This is a genomic window from Streptomyces lateritius, from assembly GCF_014649715.1.
Taxonomy (GTDB): Bacteria; Actinomycetota; Actinomycetes; order Streptomycetales; family Streptomycetaceae; genus Streptomyces; species Streptomyces lateritius.
The window spans coordinates 429,346-448,135 of the sequence record NZ_BMTO01000005.1; the positions used below are offsets into that span (position 1 = coordinate 429,346).

At 72.4% G+C, this 18,790-nt stretch carries 17 protein-coding genes and 1 pseudogene; 10 read left to right on the top strand and 8 right to left on the bottom strand.

Features of this window, described 5'->3' with window-relative positions; translation table 11 throughout:
• The first annotated feature begins 16 nt into the window (after positions 1-16).
• From IE136_RS13015 to IE136_RS13025, 3 genes are all read left to right on the top strand, one after another.
• Positions 17-415, top strand: coding sequence for a hypothetical protein (locus tag IE136_RS13015; RefSeq protein WP_158984035.1), 399 nt, complete (start codon positions 17-19; stop codon positions 413-415).
• Positions 416-633: 218 nt separating this feature from the next.
• On the top strand, positions 634-1,041 hold the full coding sequence (locus IE136_RS13020; protein ID WP_189600426.1) for a YciI family protein: 408 nt from the start codon (positions 634-636) through the stop codon (positions 1,039-1,041).
• 8 nt (positions 1,042-1,049) lie between these two features.
• A complete protein-coding gene (locus tag IE136_RS13025) occupies positions 1,050-2,195 on the top strand; it encodes an RNA polymerase sigma factor (RefSeq protein WP_189600427.1) in 1,146 nt (381 codons plus the stop codon).
• Between the two features lie 63 nt (positions 2,196-2,258).
• Here IE136_RS13025 and IE136_RS13030 read toward each other — a convergent pair.
• From IE136_RS13030 to IE136_RS13050, 5 genes and pseudogenes are all read right to left on the bottom strand, one after another.
• A pseudogene (locus tag IE136_RS13030) lies at positions 2,259-2,489 on the bottom strand (response regulator transcription factor); the annotation flags it as partial.
• A 10-nt stretch (positions 2,490-2,499) separates the two neighbouring features.
• A complete protein-coding gene (locus IE136_RS13035; RefSeq protein WP_158984033.1) occupies positions 2,500-3,036 on the bottom strand; it encodes a thermonuclease family protein in 537 nt (178 codons plus the stop codon).
• Positions 3,037-3,090: 54 nt separating this feature from the next.
• A complete protein-coding gene (locus IE136_RS13040) occupies positions 3,091-5,376 on the bottom strand; it encodes an ABC transporter permease (protein WP_158984031.1) in 2,286 nt (761 codons plus the stop codon).
• Between the two features lie 2 nt (positions 5,377-5,378).
• Positions 5,379-6,173: an ABC transporter ATP-binding protein gene (locus IE136_RS13045; protein WP_158984029.1), complete on the bottom strand. Its 795-nt coding sequence runs from the start codon at positions 6,171-6,173 to the stop codon at positions 5,379-5,381.
• Positions 6,170-6,685 (bottom strand): PadR family transcriptional regulator, encoded by a 516-nt coding sequence (locus IE136_RS13050; protein ID WP_158984027.1) that lies wholly within the window; start codon positions 6,683-6,685, stop codon positions 6,170-6,172. The genes IE136_RS13045 and IE136_RS13050 overlap by 4 nt, the downstream gene beginning before the upstream one ends.
• A gap of 124 nt (positions 6,686-6,809) precedes the next feature.
• On the opposite strand from IE136_RS13050, the gene IE136_RS13055 reads away from it, so the two are divergent.
• The 7 genes from IE136_RS13055 (at position 6,810) to IE136_RS13085 (ending at position 15,173) form a co-directional block, all read left to right on the top strand.
• Complete coding sequence (locus IE136_RS13055; RefSeq protein ID WP_189600390.1) at positions 6,810-8,084, top strand: ABC transporter substrate-binding protein; 1,275 nt, start codon at positions 6,810-6,812, stop codon at positions 8,082-8,084.
• Between the two features lie 247 nt (positions 8,085-8,331).
• Positions 8,332-10,047, top strand: a complete 1,716-nt coding sequence (locus IE136_RS13060) for a glycoside hydrolase family 13 protein (protein WP_229818810.1) — start codon at positions 8,332-8,334, stop codon at positions 10,045-10,047.
• Between the two features lie 2 nt (positions 10,048-10,049).
• Positions 10,050-11,375 (top strand): ABC transporter substrate-binding protein, encoded by a 1,326-nt coding sequence (locus tag IE136_RS13065; protein ID WP_158984023.1) that lies wholly within the window; start codon positions 10,050-10,052, stop codon positions 11,373-11,375.
• Positions 11,376-11,380: 5 nt separating this feature from the next.
• The gene (locus tag IE136_RS13070; protein ID WP_158984021.1) at positions 11,381-12,712 is read left to right on the top strand and encodes an ABC transporter permease; all 1,332 of its coding nucleotides are present in this window, start codon (positions 11,381-11,383) and stop codon (positions 12,710-12,712) included.
• Positions 12,709-13,641, top strand: a complete 933-nt coding sequence (locus IE136_RS13075; RefSeq protein WP_229818811.1) for a carbohydrate ABC transporter permease — start codon at positions 12,709-12,711, stop codon at positions 13,639-13,641. Before IE136_RS13070 ends, IE136_RS13075 begins: the two co-directional genes overlap by 4 nt.
• Before the next feature lie 129 nt (positions 13,642-13,770).
• Positions 13,771-14,397 (top strand): hypothetical protein, encoded by a 627-nt coding sequence (locus tag IE136_RS13080; protein ID WP_158984019.1) that lies wholly within the window; start codon positions 13,771-13,773, stop codon positions 14,395-14,397.
• Between the two features lie 335 nt (positions 14,398-14,732).
• Positions 14,733-15,173, top strand: coding sequence for a hypothetical protein (locus tag IE136_RS13085; RefSeq protein ID WP_189600391.1), 441 nt, complete (start codon positions 14,733-14,735; stop codon positions 15,171-15,173).
• Between the two features lie 130 nt (positions 15,174-15,303).
• Here IE136_RS13085 and IE136_RS13090 read toward each other — a convergent pair whose 3' ends face one another.
• The 3 genes from IE136_RS13090 to IE136_RS13100 form a co-directional block, all read right to left on the bottom strand.
• The gene (locus IE136_RS13090) at positions 15,304-16,155 is read right to left on the bottom strand and encodes an MBL fold metallo-hydrolase (RefSeq protein ID WP_158984015.1); all 852 of its coding nucleotides are present in this window, start codon (positions 16,153-16,155) and stop codon (positions 15,304-15,306) included.
• Between the two features lie 185 nt (positions 16,156-16,340).
• Complete coding sequence (thpR, locus tag IE136_RS13095; protein WP_189600392.1) at positions 16,341-16,967, bottom strand: RNA 2',3'-cyclic phosphodiesterase; 627 nt, start codon at positions 16,965-16,967, stop codon at positions 16,341-16,343.
• A gap of 141 nt (positions 16,968-17,108) precedes the next feature.
• Positions 17,109-18,686, bottom strand: coding sequence for a hypothetical protein (locus IE136_RS13100; RefSeq protein WP_189600393.1), 1,578 nt, complete (start codon positions 18,684-18,686; stop codon positions 17,109-17,111).
• Between the last annotated feature and the right edge of the window lie 104 nt (positions 18,687-18,790).

The window sequence follows — 18,790 nt, forward strand, 5'->3', positions numbered from 1 at the left end:
GAAGAAGATGCGTCAAGTGGCCCCCCTGGGAGTCTTCGGCCGGATCGCCGGCCAGTCCGCCTTCTCCCAGATGGCGAAGGAGCTCGCGGAGGGGAACGGAGCGATCCCGGAGGACGAGCGAGCGGCGATCGGCGCGTACCTGAGGAACGCTCCCGTGATCATCGCCCTCATGGGCTACACGGAGGACGTCCTCGAGGGACGGTTCGCCGTCACCGGCGGCTCCGCCATCCTGAGTGACGGCACCTGGTTCTGGCGGCGTGACGCGGCGGAGTACGTCGAGACGTACGGCACCGGCCTCCCGGAGGACTTCCTCCAGAGCGGCCGCGCGACGCGCTGGGTTCCGGCCCGTCTGACGAGGGACGAAGTCCTGGACATCGACGACTACTTCATGTGGCTGCGCTCGCAGCGTGCTTGAGGGCGCGTGCCGGGGCGCGTGGGCGACGCCCCGGCACGGGTCGCGGACTTCGGTTTCGGCCGGCAGGAGGCCACCGGCACGGTTCTGGTCGATCACGTTCCCGGCGCCGATGCGGGGAGTAGAAAAATTTCGCACGGCGATGTCGAGAACCCGTGGCCGGCTCCGTCTCCGTAGTGAAGGCGACCACAATGGGTCGCACCACCACCGAGGAGAACACGATGGCCAAGTACCTGCTGCTGAAGCACTACCGCGGCGCTCCGGCTGCCGTCAACGACGTGCCCATGGACCAGTGGGCGCCGGAGGAGATCTCGGCCCACGTGCGATACATGAACGACTTCGCGGCCCGGCTCGAGAAGACCGGCGAGTTCGTCGACGGTCAGGCGCTCGCCCCCGAGGGGGCGTGGGTCCGGTACGACGGTGAGGGGCGCCCGCCTGTCACCGACGGTCCCTTCGCCGAGACCAAGGACCTCATCGCCGGCTGGATGGTCATCGACGTCGACAGCTACGAGCGCGCCGTCGAACTGGCCGGGGAGCTCTCCGCCGCCCCCGGGGCGGGCGGGAAGCCGATCCACGAGTGGCTCGAGGTTCGCCCGTTCCTGTCCGCGCCGCCCACCATCACCGAGTGACCTCACCGATGGACGAGGCCCTGCTCCGCAGCCTCACACCCGGCGTCCTCACGATTCTCGTCCGCCGCGGAGCCGACTTCGCGGCGGCCGAGGACGCCGTGCAGGACGCGCTGGTCGAGGCGATCCGCGTCTGGACGGCCGACCAGCCGCGGGACCCGAAGGGCTGGCTGGTCACCGTGGCCTGGCGCCGGTTCCTCGACGCGACCCGGGCGGACTCCGCCCGCCGCCGGCGTGAGGGCCTCGTCGACGAGGAGCCGGCGCCCGGGCCCGCGCCCGCGGTGGACGACACGCTCCAGCTCTACTTCCTGTGCGCCCACCCGTCGCTGAGGCCGTCGTCCGCGGTCGCGCTGACCTTGCGAGCCGTCGGCGGGCTGACCACCCGCCAGATCGCCCAGGCCTACCTGGTGCCCGAGGCGGCCATGGCGCAGCGCATCAGCCGGGCCAAGCGCACCGTCTCCGGCGTACGGTTCGACCGGCCCGGTGACGTCGCCACCGTGTTGCGGGTCCTCTACCTGGTCTTCAACGAGGGCTACTCCGGCGATGTCGACCTCGCCGCCGAGGCCATCCGGCTCACCCGGCAGCTCGCGGCCGCGATCGACCACCCGGAGGTGGCGGGGCTGCTGGCTCTCATGCTGCTCCACCACGCCCGGCGCGCCACCCGGACCGCGCCCGACGGCAGCCTCGTACCGCTCGCCGAACAGGACCGCGGCCGGTGGGACACGAAGTCGATCGCCGAGGGCGTCGAGATCCTGCAGGCGGCCCTCGCCCGCGACCGGCTCGGCCAGTACCAGGCCCAGGCCGCCATCGCCGCCCTCCACGCCGACGCGCCCACCGCCGAGGAGACCGACTGGGCGCAGATCGTCGAGTGGTACGACGAGCTCGCGCGCCTGACGGACAGCCCGGTCGTCCGGCTCAACCGCGCGGTGGCCGTCGGCGAGGCCGAAGGGCCGCGCGCCGGCCTGGCGGCGCTCGCGGCCCTCGACGACTCAGTGCCCCGTCACGCCGCGGTGGCGGCCTACCTCCACGAGCGTGCCGGTGACCTGGCGACGGCGGCACGCCTGTACACCGAGGCGGCTCCGAAGGCACCCAACCTCCCCGAACGCGCCCACCTGACCCGCCAGGCCGCCCGCCTCAACGCCCGCCGGCCCCGCTGACAGGCCGCGGGACCACAGGGCGATGTGGACGCACTCGTCGCTCGGCGACTGCAGGGAATCGCGTCAGGCGGTGCGTGGGGGGACCAGGCCGGCCTCGTAGGCGGCGATGGCGGCCTCCACGCGGATACGGACGCCCAACTTCGCGAGGACGGCGCTGACGTGTGCCTTCACCGTGCCTTCGACCAAGTGCGGCCGGCTCGCGATCTTCGCGTTGGACAGGCCCCCGCCGAGACCGGCCGGCACCTCCCGCTCCCGCTCCGTCAGGCGGCCCAGAGACCGGAGGGGGTGGGCCGAGAACGGTCCGTCAGGCAGTGGGGCAGGAGGACCACAGGCCCGCGCCGGCCTGGCGGGCGGCCGCCTCTGCCTCGGTCATCGTCGTCCAGTGCTTGTCGTTGGGCTCGAACAGCACGCTCCTCGCGTGACCGCTGCGCACCAAGGACTCATTGACGAAGACACCCCGCTCGTTCCACACGTAGAGCAGGAACCGGCCGTAGCGGTCCTTGAGCTCGACGTCGGCCTCGGTTCGCAGCGTGCTGCCCGGTGGCAGCAGTTCGGTGGTACGGGCCGTGGCCTCGCGGCTGTAGCAGGCGCCGCGCTCGGGGGTGTCGATCTCGAGGAGGCGTACGCGGGCGACGACACCTGCCGGGACGACCCTGCCCGTGCCTCGTACCTCGACCGTGTCGCCGTCGACGACGCGGATCACGACGGGGCCCGGCGGGGCGGCCTGCGCGGGGGCGGCGGGGGCCAGGACGCCGAGACTCAGGAGCGCGGTGACCGAGGCCAGTACGGGGGTCCACCTGCGGGAGGAACGTTGCGTGGAGGGTCGCGTGGGAAGACGCATGACCACCCCTCTCAGCGGGGATCTTCCACCTTCAGTACAGCACCGGGGAGGGGGTCACGCGACCGCGCTGAGCGTGTCCGCGAGGCGGTGGCGGGTGGCGCGGGCGGCGGGGAGCACGGCGAGGGCGACCGCGCCCGCGACGGCCGCCGCGATGAGGGCCACGAGGTGGAGGACGGACGGAGCCTGGGCGATGCCCGCGCCGATGCCAGTGGCTCGGGCCTCGTGGTCGATCAGCCAGTGGGCGAGGGGGACGCCGAGGGCCGTGCCGGCGAGGGCGGCGGTCAGTGCCGTGCAGCCGACGGCGGTGACGGTCACCGTGGTGATCTGGCGCGGGGACAGGCCGATGGCCTTCAGCGCGAGCAGGTCGCGTTCGCCGTCCCGGACGCTGCCGCCGATCGTCGTGGACAGTTCGGTGAGACCGATCAGGGCCAGGACGGCGATCAGCCCGGCGACCAGGCCGCGCAGCGCGGAGAGGTGGTCGGCGGGGCTCGTGACCTCGTGGATGTCGAGCCGGCCCCGTGAGGCGTCGGCGAGCTCGGCGCTCACCGTACGAGGGTCCGCCCCGGGGCGCAGTTGGAGTTGGTAGAGGCTGGGGCGCAGACCGGGGTCGTTCTCGCGGAGGGTGTCGAGCGAGGTGGAGATGACGCGACCGCCGTTCTCCGGTTCGATGCTGCGGCCGACGATGTGCAGCACCTGGGGCCGGCCGCCGGCGGTCAGGCGTACCCAGTCACCGACCTGGGCGCCGAGCAGGTCGAGCAGGCCCTGCCCGGCGACGGCCTCGTCGGGGCCCTGGGCCGCGCGGCCCTCGGCGATCGAGTACGGGTAGGGCCGTTCGCGGGTGCCGAGGCCGCGCAGCGCGATGGTGCCGGTCTGGCCGGGGACGAGGGCGGCGACCTCCAGGCCGGGATGGGCCGCCCGGACGTCCGGGTTCGCCGCGAGGAGCGCGGTCGCCTCGCGGTCGTCGAGTGTGCCGTCCGGGCGGGCGGTGAGCGCGGCGGCGAGGCCGAGCTGCTCGGGGCGGCTGTCGAAACGCTCGATGGTCGTCCACGCGCCCAGCGCCACGGTGATCAGCAGCAGGGGCAGCGCGAGCCGCACGACGGCGGCCGGGGCACGGCGCCCCCGCCCGAAGGCCCGGTGCCAGCCGAGGACGAGAGCGGGCGGCACGCGCAGCCCGAGCGCCTTGCGGGCGGCGCCGGAGAGCCCTCCGCCCGGGGCCGCGGCCGGCGGCAGCACAGGTACGGGTGGGACGCGGCCCGCCCGCCAGGCGGCCAGGCAGGTGGCCGCCCCGATGAACAGCACGGCCGCGACGGGGATGAGCAGGAGAGCCGGGAGGTGGCCCGGCAGGCCCTGCCAGACCTGGACGGCGTCGCCGAGCCGGCCGGGCAGGCGGCTGCCCACGGACCTGACGAGTGAGGCGGCCAGAGCGGCTCCAAGGACGGCGAACGCCAGGTGCTGGACGAGGAAGATCCGTACGACCTGGCCGGGTGTGAAGCCGATGGCCTTCAGGACTGAGATGTCCCGGAGGTGGCCGCGAACCCGGGTGCTGATGGCTCCGAACACCGCGAGCGCGGCGGCGATGAGGGCGCCCAGCCCGAAGAGCCCGAGGACCTGGCCGAGCAGCTTGGTGTCGCCCTGCGCCTCGGCGCGGGCCTGCTGCCAGGTGGAGATGTCGCCGACGGCGCCCGCGCCGAGCGTGGTGACCGCGCGCTGGACGGTGTAGTCGGTGTCGCCGGGGTCGGTGAGCCGCAGTCCGACGACCTGGCCGGCGGGACCGTCCCGGGGCACGGCGCGCGGGAGGGCCCACACGGTGCCGGGTCGGTCGCCGGGGCGGTAGCGGCGCTCGGCGGTCTCGGCGACGCCCCGGACGGTGAGCGTGCGTCCGGCGACGGTGAGCCGGTCGCCCGGCTCGGCCCACAGAGCGCGGGCCAGGCCCGCTTCGAGGACGACGCCGTCGGGTGCGGCCGGGTCGAGCCAGCGGCCCGACGTCATCAGCGGGCGGCCCGTGGCTGGCAGGACGGCGTCCGTGGCGCGCAGTTCCACGCCGGCGCGGGCGCCGCGCGAGGAGACGGTGGTGGTGGCAGTGCGGTACGGGCCGGAGACGGCGGCGACACCGTCGAGGGCTGCGAGCCGTCCGGTGTCGGCGGCGGATCCGGTGTGGATCCAGACGTGCGCGCCGTGGGACTGGGTGAAGACCCGCTGCCAGGGGTTGGTGGCGTATCCGAACAGGGCGGTGGCGAGCAGCAGCGAGGCGACGATGCCGGCGGTGGCGGCGACGAGGAAGAGTGCCTCGCCCCGGTGTGTGCGCAGATCGGCGTGCGCCCAGCGCAGCATGGCCCGCACGGTCAGTCCTTCAGGTCGTTCGTCGGGTCGGGCGTCAGGTCGTTCAGCGCGAGGACGCCGGACAGGCCGGCACCGCGCGACGGCGTGCCGCCCAGTTCGGCGTCGTCGGCGATGCGGCCGTCGAAGAAGCTGATCACCCGGTCCGCCGCGCTGGCGAGCCGGGCGTCGTGGGTCACGAGGACGATGGTCTGTCCCCGCTGGTGGAAGCGGGTCAGCAGCCGCATCACCTCGCGGGTGCCCTTGCTGTCGAGACTGCCGGCCGGTTCGTCGGCGAGGAGCAGGCGCGGGTGGTTGACCAGGGCCCGTGCGAGGGCGACGCGCTGCTGCTCGCCGCCGGACAGTTCGCCGGGCATGCTGCGGGCCTTGCCGTCGAGACCCAGCTCGGCGAGGAGCTTCTCGCGCTCGGCCCGGGCCTGCCGGGCGGAGGAGCCGGCCAGCAGGGCGGGCAGTTCGACGTTGTCGGCGACGGTGAGGTTGGAGACCAGGTTGAAGAACTGGAAGACGATGCCGATGCGGCGGCGCCGCTCGACGGCCCAGCGCGCCTCGCTGTAGCCGTCGGTGCGTTCTCCGTCGAGCCACAGGGAGCCGCTGTCGGGACGCTGGAGGCCGCCGAGCAGGTGCAGCAGGGTGGACTTCCCGGCGCCCGAGGGGCCGGTGACCGCGACGAACTCGCCGTGTCGCACGGCCAGGTCGACGCCGCGTACGGCATGGGCGGGTGCGCCCTCGCCGTGGTGCGTCTTGACGAGGCCCTCGGCGCGCAGCAGCGGTTCGGCGGATATGGCGGAGGCGTCCGTCACAGCAGGTCCTCCAGTTCCTCCTGGCAGCGCTCCAGCCAGTCGAGGTCGGCCTGCAGATGCAGCATGGCGCCCTCGATCAGCAGGTGGGCGATGCGGTTGTCCCGGTCTTCGGTGGCGGCCAGCTTGGACAGGTTGCGCATGGTGTTGAGGTACTCGCGTCGCTGTTTGTTGATGAGGGCGATCTGGTCGGCGAGCCCGGTCCTCGGGGCGAGGGCGAGCTTCATGAAGAACTCGTCCCGGACCCTCGGTTCGTCGGCCGTCTCCTCGAACCAGGCGCGCAGCGCTTCCTGCCCGGCGTCGGTGAGGCGGTAGATCTTCTTGTTGGGCCTGCTCTCCTGGGCGATCTCCTCGCCCTCGATGAGGCCGGACTTCTCCAGCCGGCCGAGTGTCACGTAGATCTGGCCGACGTTGGTGGGAGGGTACGCGGCGCCCAGCAGTTGCTCAAGGTCCTGCTTGAGCTCGTAGCCGTGGGCGGGCCCCCGTGCCAGGAGAGCCAGGAGGGGAAGGCGCACTCGTGCTGTCCTCCTCCACGGGCTCCCGATGTGATGTGGGCTCTAGTATCGCCCATGCCTAACGGGTATACATGCCCGTGACGCCGGACGCCGAGGTCCTGCGCCGGTGCACAGGGAGGAACCTATGCGGTGGATACGTGCCGCGGGTAGGGGTCTCCTCGTGATCATGGTCGTTCTGTCCGGATATGTGGCATCCGGTACCGCCCCGGCGGCCGTGGAGCGCGAGGGTGGGCGCGGCCCGATGACCCTCGCCACGGCCGGCGATCTCACGGGCTATCTCGGCCGCGTGCTCGACGGGTGGAACCGGACACATCCCGGTGAACGGGTCACTCTGGTCGAACTGCCCGACTCGGCGGACGAGACCCGTGCCCAGATGATCACCGACCTGCGGTCGGGTGCGGGCCGGTTCGACATCCTCAACATCGACGTGGCCTGGACGACCGAGTTCGCGGCGGCCGGCTGGATCGCACCCGTGGACCGGACGCGCGTCCCGCTCGACGGCTTTCTGCGGCCGGTCGTGGACACGGCGACGTACGACGGAAGGCTGTACGCCGTCCCGTACGTCACCAACGCCGGAATGCTCTTCTACCGCAAGGACGTGCTCGACCGCGAGGGCGTACGGCCACCGCGGACCTGGGCGGAGCTGGAACGGCAGGCGCGTACGCTCGCGCCCCGGCACGGGCTCGAGGGGTACGCGGGGCAGTTCCTGCCGTACGAGGGGCTGACCGTCAACGCCGCCGAAGCCGTGTACTCGGCGGGCGGCACGATCCTCGGCGACGAGGGTGAGCGGGTCACGGTGGACTCGCAGGCGGCCCGCGCGGGGGTCGGGTTCCTCGCCCGGGGCGTACGTGACGGCTGGATCCCCGAGGAGGCGCTGGCGTACACGGAGGAGGAGTCGCGCCAGGCGTTCCAGGACGGCCGGCTGCTCTTCCTGCGCAACTGGCCGTACGCCTACGCCGGCGCGTCCGGCGAGGACTCCGAGGTGGCGGGGAAGTTCGGCGCCGTGCCGCTGCCCGGCCCGTCCGGGCCGGGCACGAGCGTGCTGGGCGGGTCGAACCTCGCGGTGAGCAGCCATGCCCGGCACCCGGACTCGGCCCGCGACCTCATCGCGTACCTCACGAGCGAGCAGGTGCAGCGGCGCGTGCTGACCGAGGGTGCCCTGCCGCCGGTGCGGGCCGCGCTGTACCGGGACCCGGAGCTGGTGCGGCGGTTCCCCTACCTGCCCGCGCTCCGCGCCAGCGTGCTCGCGGCGGCGCCGCGACCCAAGAGCCCGCGGTACGAACAGGTCAGCCTGGCCGTGCAGGCCGTGGTGCACGACGCCATGGCGCAGCACCAGACGCCCGAGGCGGCCGTGCGACGGCTGGCCGGGGAACTCGCGGCCATCGCCCACCGCCGTTGACCCGATCGTCTCCTTTCGGGCTTCCCGCCCTTTTTCGGGCTACGCGTGAGTTAGTTATCTGTTAGGTAACGTCCAGGTTGCCGATAACGTTTCTGTCGCAGCCCGTATCTGGACATAAAGCCTCAATTGCCGCGGGTTTCTGCGCACTCGTTGACACTCTCTCGTCACCCCTACCTAACATGCATGCATAACCGCTATTCGCTCTGAATGGCGCGCACCCCTTCACGAAGAAACAGGTCAACGGGTGATGCTCACAGCCCCGGCCGGCGACGGCCTCTCGCAGCGCCTCACGCACCGCTCCGCCCACCCCTGGTGGCGCGACGCGGTGATCTATCAGGTGTACGTCCGCAGCTTCCTGGACAGCACCGGGGACGGCATCGGCGACCTCGCCGGGGTCCGCGCCGGATTCCCGTACCTGAAGAAGCTCGGCGTCGACGGCATCTGGCTGAGCCCCTTCTACCCGTCACCGCAGGCCGACCACGGCTACGACGTCGCCGACTACTGCGATGTGGACCCCGTCTACGGCGACCTGGAGGAGTTCGGCCGGCTCGTGGCCGACGCGCGCAGACTCGGCATCAAGGTGCTCCTCGACATCGTCCCCAACCACTGCTCCAGCGAGCACGCCTGGTTCCGCGAGGCGCTCACGGCGGGCCCCGGCAGCGAGGCCCGCGCCCGGTTCCACTTCGCCGAGGGCCGCGGCCCGGGCGGGGACGAGCCGCCCAACAACTGGCACGCCATGTTCGGCGGACCGGCCTGGAGCCGGGTGACCGAGGAGGACGGCACACCCGGCCAGTGGTACCTGCACATGTTCACGCCCGAGCAGCCCGATCTGAACTGGCGCAACCCCGAGGTGGCCGACCACTTCGAGCACGTCCTGCGATTCTGGCTGGACCGGGGCGTGGACGGCTTCCGCATCGACGTGGCCGCCGGTCTCTTCAAGCACCCCGAGCTCCCCGACTCCTCCGACCCGGAGGCCGACGCCCGTACCCGCGACTCGGTCAACCCGCTGGCCTGGAACCAGCCCGAGGTGCACGACGTGTGGCGGCACTGGCGATCCGTGTGCGAGGAGTACACAGCCCGCGACGGGCGCGAGCGACTGCTCGTGGGCGAGGTGTCCGTACCGACCGCCCGTGAGCACGCCCTGTACGTACGCCCCGACGAACTGCACCAGGCCTTCTTCTTCGACCTGCTCGGCGCGCCCTGGGACGCCGCCACTTTCCGCACCGTGATCGACGAGGCACTGCGGGACATCGCGGGCACCGGCTCCACCGTCACCTGGGTGCTCAACAACCACGACCAGGTCCGCACCGTTACCCGGTACGGCGAGTCCGGCACCGAGGGAAGCGGCCTGGGAGCCGCCCGGGCGCGGGCCGCCGCCCTGCTGATGCTGGCGCTGCCCGGCGCCGCGTACATCTACCAGGGCGAGGAACTGGGTCTGCCCGAGGTCGTGGACCTGCCCGACGAGGTGCTCACCGACCCGATCTTCCGGCGCACCGGCAGCCGGGCCAGGATCCGCGACGGCTGCCGCGTACCACTGCCATGGTCGGGCCACGCCTCGCCGTTCGGCTTCAGCACCGGCGCCGAGAGCGCCAAGCCGTGGCTGCCGCAGCCCGGCTGGTTCGCCGAGCACGCCACCGACCGGGCGCTCGCCGACACGCGCTCGTTCTGGCACCTGTACCGCGACGGCCTGCAACTGCGCCGAGGCCTCCCGCAGCTGGGCGAGGGCAGCCTGCGCTGGCTGGACGCGCCGCCCGGTGTCCTGGCCTTCGAACGCGGCGAGGGCCTCGTCTGCGCCGTGAACTTCACCGCAGCGTCGGTGCCCGCCCCGGTCGCCGGCGCGCCGCTGCTGTCCAGCGGCCCCTGCCCGGCCGGCGTGCTGCCCGGATCCACCGCGGCCTGGTGGACCAGTGACCACACCACCCCCGACCACACCACCCCTGACCACACCACCTCGGAGGTATGACCATGAACGCACGACGACGGACGACGATGGCGTGCTGCTCGGCGCTCACCCTGGCACTCGCGGCCACCGCCTGCGGCGGCGACCCGGTGAGCGCGGGCGGTGGCGGCAAGGAGCTCAGCGGCCAGACCCTGAACGTGGCCGGCGTATGGTCCGGCGCCGAACAGAAGAACTTCCAGAAGGTGCTGGACGCCTTCACCGAGAAGACCGGGGCCCAGACCCGTTTCACCTCGACCGGTGACAACGTCTCCACGGTCGTCGGCAGCAAGATCGAGGGCGGCAACGCTCCCGACGTGGTGATGGTCCCCCAGGTCGGCGTGCTCCAGCAGTTCGCCGAGAAGGGCTGGCTCAAGCCGCTCTCCGACAAGACCGCCGGCGCCGTCGGCGCCAACTACGCACCCGTCTGGAAGGAGTACGGGTCCGTCGACGGCAAGCTGTACGGCCTGTACTTCAAGGCGGCGCACAAGTCGACCGTCTGGTACAGCCCGGACGCGTTCGAACAGGCCGGCGTCAAGCCGCCGAAGACGTACGAGGAGATGCTCAGGAGCGGCCAGGCCGTCTCCGACTCCGGCCTGGCCGCCTTCGCGGTCGCCGGCGAGGACGGCTGGACGCTCACCGACTGGTTCGAGAACATCTACCTCTCCCAGGCCGGCCCCGAGAAGTACGACCAGCTCGCCCAGCACCAGATCAGCTGGACCGACCCGAGCGTGGTCAAGGCCCTCACCACGCTCGGCACCCTGTTCTCCGACAAGAAGCTGATAGCGGGCGGCCAGAAGGGCGCGCTGGGCACCGACTTCCCCGGCTCCGTCGAGAAGGTCTTCGGCCCGGAACCCGAGGCGGCCATGGTGTACGAGGGCGACTTCGTCGCCGGCATCGCCAAGGACCAGTTCGGCAAGAAGATCGGCCAGGACGCCACCTTCTTCCCCTTCCCGGCGGTGACGGGCGGCAAGGCCCCCGTCGTCAGCGGCGGTGACGCGGCCGTCGTCCTGAAGGACGGCAAGAACCAGAAGGCCGCGACGGCGTTCATGGAGTACCTGGCGACGCCCGAGGCGGCGGCCGTGTGGGCCGGGGCCGGCGGGTTCCTTTCCCCCAACAAGAAGCTCGACCTCGCCTCCTACGGCGACGACACCCTGCGCGAGACCGCCAAGTCCCTGATCGACGCCGGGGACTCGGTGCGCTTCGACATGTCGGACCAGGCCCCGGCCTCCTTCGGCGGTACGAAGGGCGTGGGGGAGTGGAAGCTGCTGCAGGACTTCCTGCGCGACCCGTCGAACCCGGCCGGGACCGCGGCAGCCCTGGAAGCCGCCGCGGCCAAGGCCTACAAGGGCTGACGGACATGACCACCCTCACCACTCCCGTGGGGGCAGCGAGTCCCCGGCGGCGCGCCCAGCGCCGCCGGCGGACCATCGCCGTCGCCTTCGTCCTGCCCGCGCTGCTGCTCCTCGGCGCGCTGGTCGTCTACCCCGTCCTCTTCTCCGTCGGCCGCAGCTTCTTCGACGCGTCCGGGAGCCGGTTCGTCGGCGGGGAGAACTACGCGGAGATGTTCCGCGACCCGGCCACGCTCACCGCGATCCGCAACAGCGCCATCTGGGTCGTCGTCGCCCCGACACTGCTGACCGGGCTGGGGCTGATCCTCGCCGTCCTGGTGGAGAAGGTCCGCTGGGCCACCGCGTTCAAGCTCCTGCTGTTCATGCCGATGGCCGTGTCCTTCCTCGCGGCGGGCATCATCTTCCGCCTCGCCTATGAGGAGGACCCCGACAAGGGCGTCCTCAACGCCGCCGTGGTCGGCGTCCATGACGCCTTCACGGGCACGTCCTCGTACCCGGCCGCCCGCCCCCGGGACGACCAGGGCCTGCGCAAGACCCCGGACGGGTCGTACGGCACGGCAGCGGCCGTCTCGCCGGGCCGGACCGTCGACCTCGGACTGGTGGGGGTGTCGCCCAAGGACATGCCGGCCGAGGCGAAGCCGGCCTCGACGGCGAAGGCCGGCGCGGACGAGGTACGCGGTGCCGTCTACCTGGACTTCACCCCCGGCGGCGGGGGACGGCCGGGGGCGATCGATCCGGCCGAACGCGGCCTGCCGGGGCTCACGGTGGAGGCCGTACGGGACGGCAGGACGGTCGCCACCTCGACGACGGCGGCGGACGGCTCGTACCGCTTCGCGGGCCTCACGGACGGCTCGTACACCGTGCGGCTGCCCGCGGCGAACTTCGCACCCCCCTACGAGGGCGTGTCCTGGCTCGGCCCGGCCCTCGTCACCCCGGCGATCATCGGCGCGTACCTGTGGATCTGGACCGGCTTCGCCATGGTGCTCATCGGCGCAGGACTGTCGTCGCTGCCGCGTGACGCGCTGGAGGCGGCCCGGATGGACGGCGCGAGCGAGTGGCAGGTGTTCCGCAGGATCACCGTGCCACTGCTGGCGCCCGTGCTGACGGTCGTCTTCGTGACCCTGGTGATCAATGTGATGAAGGTCTTCGACCTCATCTACATCATCGCGCCCGGCCCGGTGCAGGAGGACGCCACTGTACTGGCCACCCAGATGTGGCTCGTCTCCTTCGGCGGCGGCAACGACCAGGGGCTCGGCAGTGCGCTCGGGGTGCTGCTCCTGCTGCTCGTGATCCCCGCCATGGTGTTCAACGTCCGCCGCTTCCGCAGGAGTCAGTCATGAGCGCGACCGCCACCCCCGCCCCCTCGAAGAGCCCGGCGCCGACGTCGGGCCCGAACACGCCCGCCCCGCCCCCACCCTGCCGGGCTCCCGGCGGCCGGCTCCGCCGGTGGCTGGGCAACGGCCTGGTCCAGGCGTTCCTGGCGGTCGTCGGTCTCGTCTGGATCACCCCGGTCGCGGGTCTCCTGCTCTCCTCGCTGCGTTCGGCCGACGACAGCGCGTCGAGCGGCTGGTGGACCGCGCTCAACGCTCCCGGCCAGCTGTCGCTCGACAACTACACGGCGCTCCTGGCCAACGCCGGCATCACGCGGGCCTTCTGGAACACGGTGCTCATCTCGGTGCCGACGACCGTGCTCGTCGTCGGCATCGCGGCCCTCGCCGGCTACGCCTTCGCCTGGCTGGAGTTCCCCGGCCGGGACTGGATCTTCCTGGCGGTGGTGGCCCTGCTGGTGGTCCCGGTGCAGGTCGGTCTGCTTCCGGTCGCCAAACTCTTCGGCCAGCTGGGCCTGTTCGGCACGATCCCCGGCGTGGTGCTGTTCCATGTCGCGTACGGGCTGCCGTTCGCCGTCTTCCTGCTGCGCAACTACTTCGCCGACATCCCGCGCGAGATGCTGGAGGCCGCGCGGATGGACGGGGGCGGTGAGTGGCGGATCTTCACGCGGCTCGTGCTGCCGGTGGGCAGGCCCGCCATCGCGAGCCTGGCGATCTTCCAGTTCCTCTGGGTGTGGAACGACATGCTGGTGGCGCTGCTGTTCGCGGACAGCTCCTCGCAGCCACTGACGGTGGAACTGCAGTCGCAGGTACGGCAGTTCGGCAGCAACATCGACGTGCTGGCGCCCGGCGCCTTCCTCTCCCTGATCGTCCCGGTCGTGGTCTTCTTCGCCTTCCAGCGGCACTTCGTGCAGGGGGTGATGGCGGGTTCGGTCAAGTAGGGTCACCGGCTCGACGGTCGGGCTACGGGTTTGACTCCTGGATAAGCGGCAAGCCGAATCGACAGGCGCGCCGTGAAGCAGTCAAGCAGTGAAGAACAGCCAGCCAGGAGTCAATCCAGGAAGGCAGCCATGTCGACCCTGACCACAGTTCTCATCATCGCGGCGGTGGTCGCGGTGTTGCTGGCGGCCGGTGTCCTGCTCCGGGCCCGTACGGGCCCGGGCAGCGGCACACGCTCCCTCAAGCGGCGCTTCGGCCCCGAGTACGACCGCACCCTCGAACGCCACGGCGGAGACACCGAGGCCGCCCACCACGACCTGCGCGAACGGGTCGAGCGGCATGGCCACATCCGGCCGCTGCCGCTGGAGCCCGCCGTCCGCGAGCAGTACGTCGCCCAGTGGACCACGCTCCAGGAACGTTTCGTGGACGCCCCTCGGCAGGCCGTCGCCGACGCCGAACAACTCCTCGCGCGGATCGCCGCGACCCGCGGCTACCCTGCCGCCGACCGTCACGACGAGCAGCTCGCCGCCCTGTCGGTGCACCACCCGCGCCATGTGGAGGGCCTCCGCAGGGCACGGAGGGCCGCACGCTCCGATTCCGCGTCCACCGATCAGCTGCGCAAGGCTCTGCTCCAGGCGCGCGGCCTGTTCGAGGACCTGACCACGGGCACGTCTGCGAAGGGTGTCACGGCACGTCCGCGAAAGGCGGCCGGGCAAGGGCGCGGCCATCTGCTCAAGCCGAAGGGAAGTGGTGCGTGATGGCGGCGCGCGAGAGCCGTGACCAGCAGGCGGAGGGCCGCACCGGAAACGACCCGCGGCGGCAGCGCGAGGTTCCCGCCTACCCGGCCGCGACGGGTGGCGGCGACGGGCCGCCGCGTGAGACCCCACCGGTCCAGAACGTCGGCCACCCCTCACCGCCGGCACCGCCGCCCGCACCGCCGGCGCCCGCACCGCCCGCGCCTGCGGCACCGCCGGTCACCGGTACTGCCGACACGCCGGTGACACCCCTGTCCGCGTCACCGTTGTCCGCCGCACCGTCCGAGGACCGCGGCGCCACGGGCCGGAGCGGAGGGAGTCGTCACGACACTCCCGCCGTGACCCCCGCCGCGCCGCGCGGACGGAGCGGGGCGGATCCGCTGACGCACGACGGCGACGGTGACCTTCCGGCGAACGGCGCGCGGCCCGCGGACGGGCGGGTTTCCGGTTCGGGCCACAGCCCCGGCCAAGGGCACGGTGGGAGCGGAACGCCCGAGCCGTTGCTCGGCGATGCCGACCGGACCCGCCTGGCAGAGCGCTTGCACCACGCACTCGCCGGGTTCGTCGACTCACCGCGCGACTCGGTCGCCGAGGCGGCCGAGGTGCTCGACGAGGTGGAGAAGGAACTCATCGCCTCCCTTCAGGACCGTCGCACCGCGTTGCGCGCGGGCTGGCAGGGAAACGGCGACTCGGGCGGCCGGCGCGCATCCGACACCGAACAGCTCCGCCTCACCCTGCGCACCTACCGCGAGGTGACGGAACGGCTCCTCCGCGCCTGACCGCGACGCCCCCTCCGCCGACCCGGTGGAGGGGGCCGCCGTTCTCGCTCCCGCGCACGGTCGCCGGTTCGCGCGTCGCCGCCCGTACCGGGCGCCGGCCGCCGTCTCCTGGGAAGCGGTTGAGCGCCCCTCACGTCCCCGAGGGCCGGGGCTGCTCCGGCGGAACCGAGCTCTCGGCGACCGCCATCCACTGGTCCAGGTCGGCCTGGGTGAACTCGGCCCACGGTGGGATCTCCGGGAGCCGGCGGAGGAGGTCGTAGGCCTCGGAGATGTGGGGGCCGCGGAGGACGGGGGAGTGGCAGCCGGCGATGACCTCGGCGTTCAACTGCTGGAAGTCGGTGACGACCGCTCCGAACTTGTGAGGGTCCACCAGGGCGACCCAGGGGGAGACCAGGCTTCCGCCGAAGAACTGGCCGTCACGGAATTCGTCCGGCGACAGCGCCGCCGTTTCGGGCATGGGGGCCGGCACGTTGGTGGCGAAGGTGTCGACGGCCCACAGGACGTCGGTCTTCGGGTCGAAGAGGGCCCGCGTCGTGGGGTTGTCGAACAGAGGCGGTCGTTTGGCGACCAGGGTGCGGTCGCCCGCGTCGATCGTGTCGCCGTCGGTCATGAAGCGGCACCGGTTGATGGGGGTCTCCCACTCCTCGGCCATGCGGCCGATGGAGAACCATGTCGTCAGCAGGGTCGCGTTGGGGCATTCGGCGAGGACCGCCAAGAGGTTGCCGGCGTGGTCCCGGTCGTCGTGGGTGAGGAAGATCCACCGTACGTCCAGGGGATCCACCACGGACCAGGCCGCCTCCAGCCACTGGGAGCGCACTGCGGGCGCCCCGGTGTCCACCAGGACCGGTTCGGCTCCCCGGATCACCATCGAGTTCATCGGGAAGTGGCCCACCGGCGGGGCCTCGAGGGCCCACGGGATGACGAACGTCTCCTCGGCGATCTTGTACGGCTGCAGAAGGTTGAACGTTTCCGTGCTTGTCATCGCTGCTCTCCCTAGGACGGAGTCGCCGCAGCGCCCATGAATCCAGTGCAGCCCCGTGCAGGGCTGCCGTCAAACGCACCACTCGTGACGGTCGGCTTCGGTGAGCGACGCGGGGGTGCGTGGACACCCCCTCGGTGCCGGGCGTCGCCATGGCCGGCCTCGCGGTCCCTGAGACGTTCCGCCGGTCAGGCCTCGGTACGACCCGACGGTGTGTCGCTCCCGCCCTCGATCCCGCCCCCGCTGAGGCTCCACGCGTCGATGTCCCGATAACGGATCGGCCCCGGGCCGCGGCCGAAGTTGCTGCCCACCAGGTGGAGGCGTTCGGCGCGCCAAGGACTGCCGGTGAAGGCGGCGAGCCCTGCGGCGGCCTTCACCGCGCTGGAGGGATCGTCGCGGCGCGATCGGGCCAGGGTGAGATGGGGACGGAGCGGCCGGTCCTCGAAGGCGACACCGCACTCCTTGGCCACAGCCCGGACCTCGGTGGCGAGGAGGTGCAGTCCTTCGAGATCACCGTCGATCCCGCTCCACAGCACCCGCTCGTCGAAGCACCCGGCGCCGCGCAGCGCCAGCTCCACGGGCCGCCGTGCGCCCGCGAGCCGTGCCAGCGGTGCGTGCAGGCGCGGAACGGTCGCGGTGGGCACCTCGCCGAGGAACGCCAGGGTGATGTGCCAGTCCTCGATACGGTTCCACCGCATGCCCGGGTACGTGTCGTAGTACTGCCGCAGCTCCTGCGCCAGCTCTTCCTTCGCGCCGTCGGGCGGGGCGAGCGCTATGAACACGCGGACGGTCGGGACCTCGATCTGTTCGTTCACATGGAATTCGTACACCAAGGGCCGCGGGCGGTCTCAGCCCGGTCCGGCGGGCCGTCCTCGTGGCGGCGGCTCGGCTGCCGTGCCAGCTGCCGGAACGACCGGCAGGCCCCAGACATCAGCCCCCGGTCTCAGCCTCAGCCCTCAGCCCTCTTCGAGCTCGGCCAGCACCAGGGTGCCCCCGCCCGGGAACGTGAGCCGCTTGAGCGGGTGCCGGTACGGCCAGTCCTCGGCGCGGTGGAAGGAGACGTCCGCCGGCACGGGAACGGCACGCAGGTCCACGCCGTGGGTTCCCGCCGGCAGTTCCGCTGCGGCTGCGAGCAGCGGGTCGGCGGAACCGACCCACTCCTCGACCGGCACCGGGCGGGGCCATGCCTCGCCGGTGTTCGGGAACAGCCAGTCGGCCTCCGGCCGCCATCCGGCGCCCGCCCCCTCCCGGGCCGCAGCCTCCCGGGCCAGCCGCGCGTAGGTCAGCAGCAGGTCGGGAAGGGACTCGGCGATCAGCGTGAGGTCGGGGAACTCCCGCAGGGTGTCGGGCGTGGACATCACCGACACCGCACACCCCCACGCTCCCGTGGCCGGGTCGAGCCGTATCTGCGCCAGCGCCGTGTACGGCCCGTAATCGATCCGGGCGAGCGGCCAGTACGTACCGTCGCCGCCCAGCATGACGTGCGTCTCCGGGGAGACCTGGTGCTCCGAGGCGCCGGGCAGCAGGAGAAGGTGGGGCAGCCCGCTGATCCGGACGGCGCCGATCTCCCTGAGCACTTCCCGTATGCCGGCCGGGACCGGGACCGGCCAGCGGTCCATCTCGCCGTCCGTGCAGCCCGGGGTCAGCGCCACCCGTGCGGGGAATTCGGCGGCGAGGGACCGCAGTTCGGACACCGATCGCGTTCCCGCGTCGGCCGGCACGGTGTGCCGGCGAACGGGCCGGCCGAGGAAGTCGCCGCTGACCACGCTGCGGAGCGTCAGGAGCCGGCCACCCCCGCAGATGGCGGCCTCGATCTCGCTGCTGCCGGTGTCGGCGGTGTCGAACTCCAGCGAGTAGTACGGCTCCCAGATCACCCGACACGGGTAGCCGGGCAGCTTCGCCAGGTCCACCACGTCCGTCAGCTGGTCGCCGCGGCCGACGAGCGCGGCGAGTTCGGCGTCGGGGCCCTCGGCCACCGCCACGCTGGGCACGGCGGACACGGACGCCGTCGCGGACGCGCCGGTTCCGCCCGCTCCGGTGGGCGCGGAGTCGGGGTCGGAGTCGGGGTCGGGGGCGACGAGTCCGGCCAGCCAGTCGGTGAAGGTCGGTGCCAGGACCCACACGTCGCCGTCCTCACCGAACGACGCGGCGAGCACCGGCCCCCAGTCGGGGCGGTCCGTGCCGTCGACGCCGACCATCACCTGCAAGTGGTCGCCGCGGCGTTCGCCCAGCCCCCAGTAGCCGTCACGGAAGGCACGGGAGGCGTACTCGGCGGCCGGTCCGAAGCGGTAGGTGTCAGTGTCACCGTCGGGCCGGTCCGGATCCACGGTGACGATTCCGCCGGCCTCCAGCAGCACCCGGCGGACAGCGGCCGGGAGCGTGATCGGCCACGCATCGAGAGCGTCCGCGGTGAAGGGGGCGATCGGCCGCACCGTGCCGCTCACCCGCAGAGCGGCCAGAGCCTCGTCCGCCCGTGCCATCGCCTTTGCCTCGCCGCCCACCAGTGCCCCCCGCGCCCGTCCCGTTCGGATCATGCCTCGGCGAGGGTACCCGGCCGCCCTCACTCAGAAGCCGCGTGAGTGGTGGCGGGGGAGGGGTGCCGTCCTGCCCGCGGAGGCAGGCGACCTTCGTCCTGCGC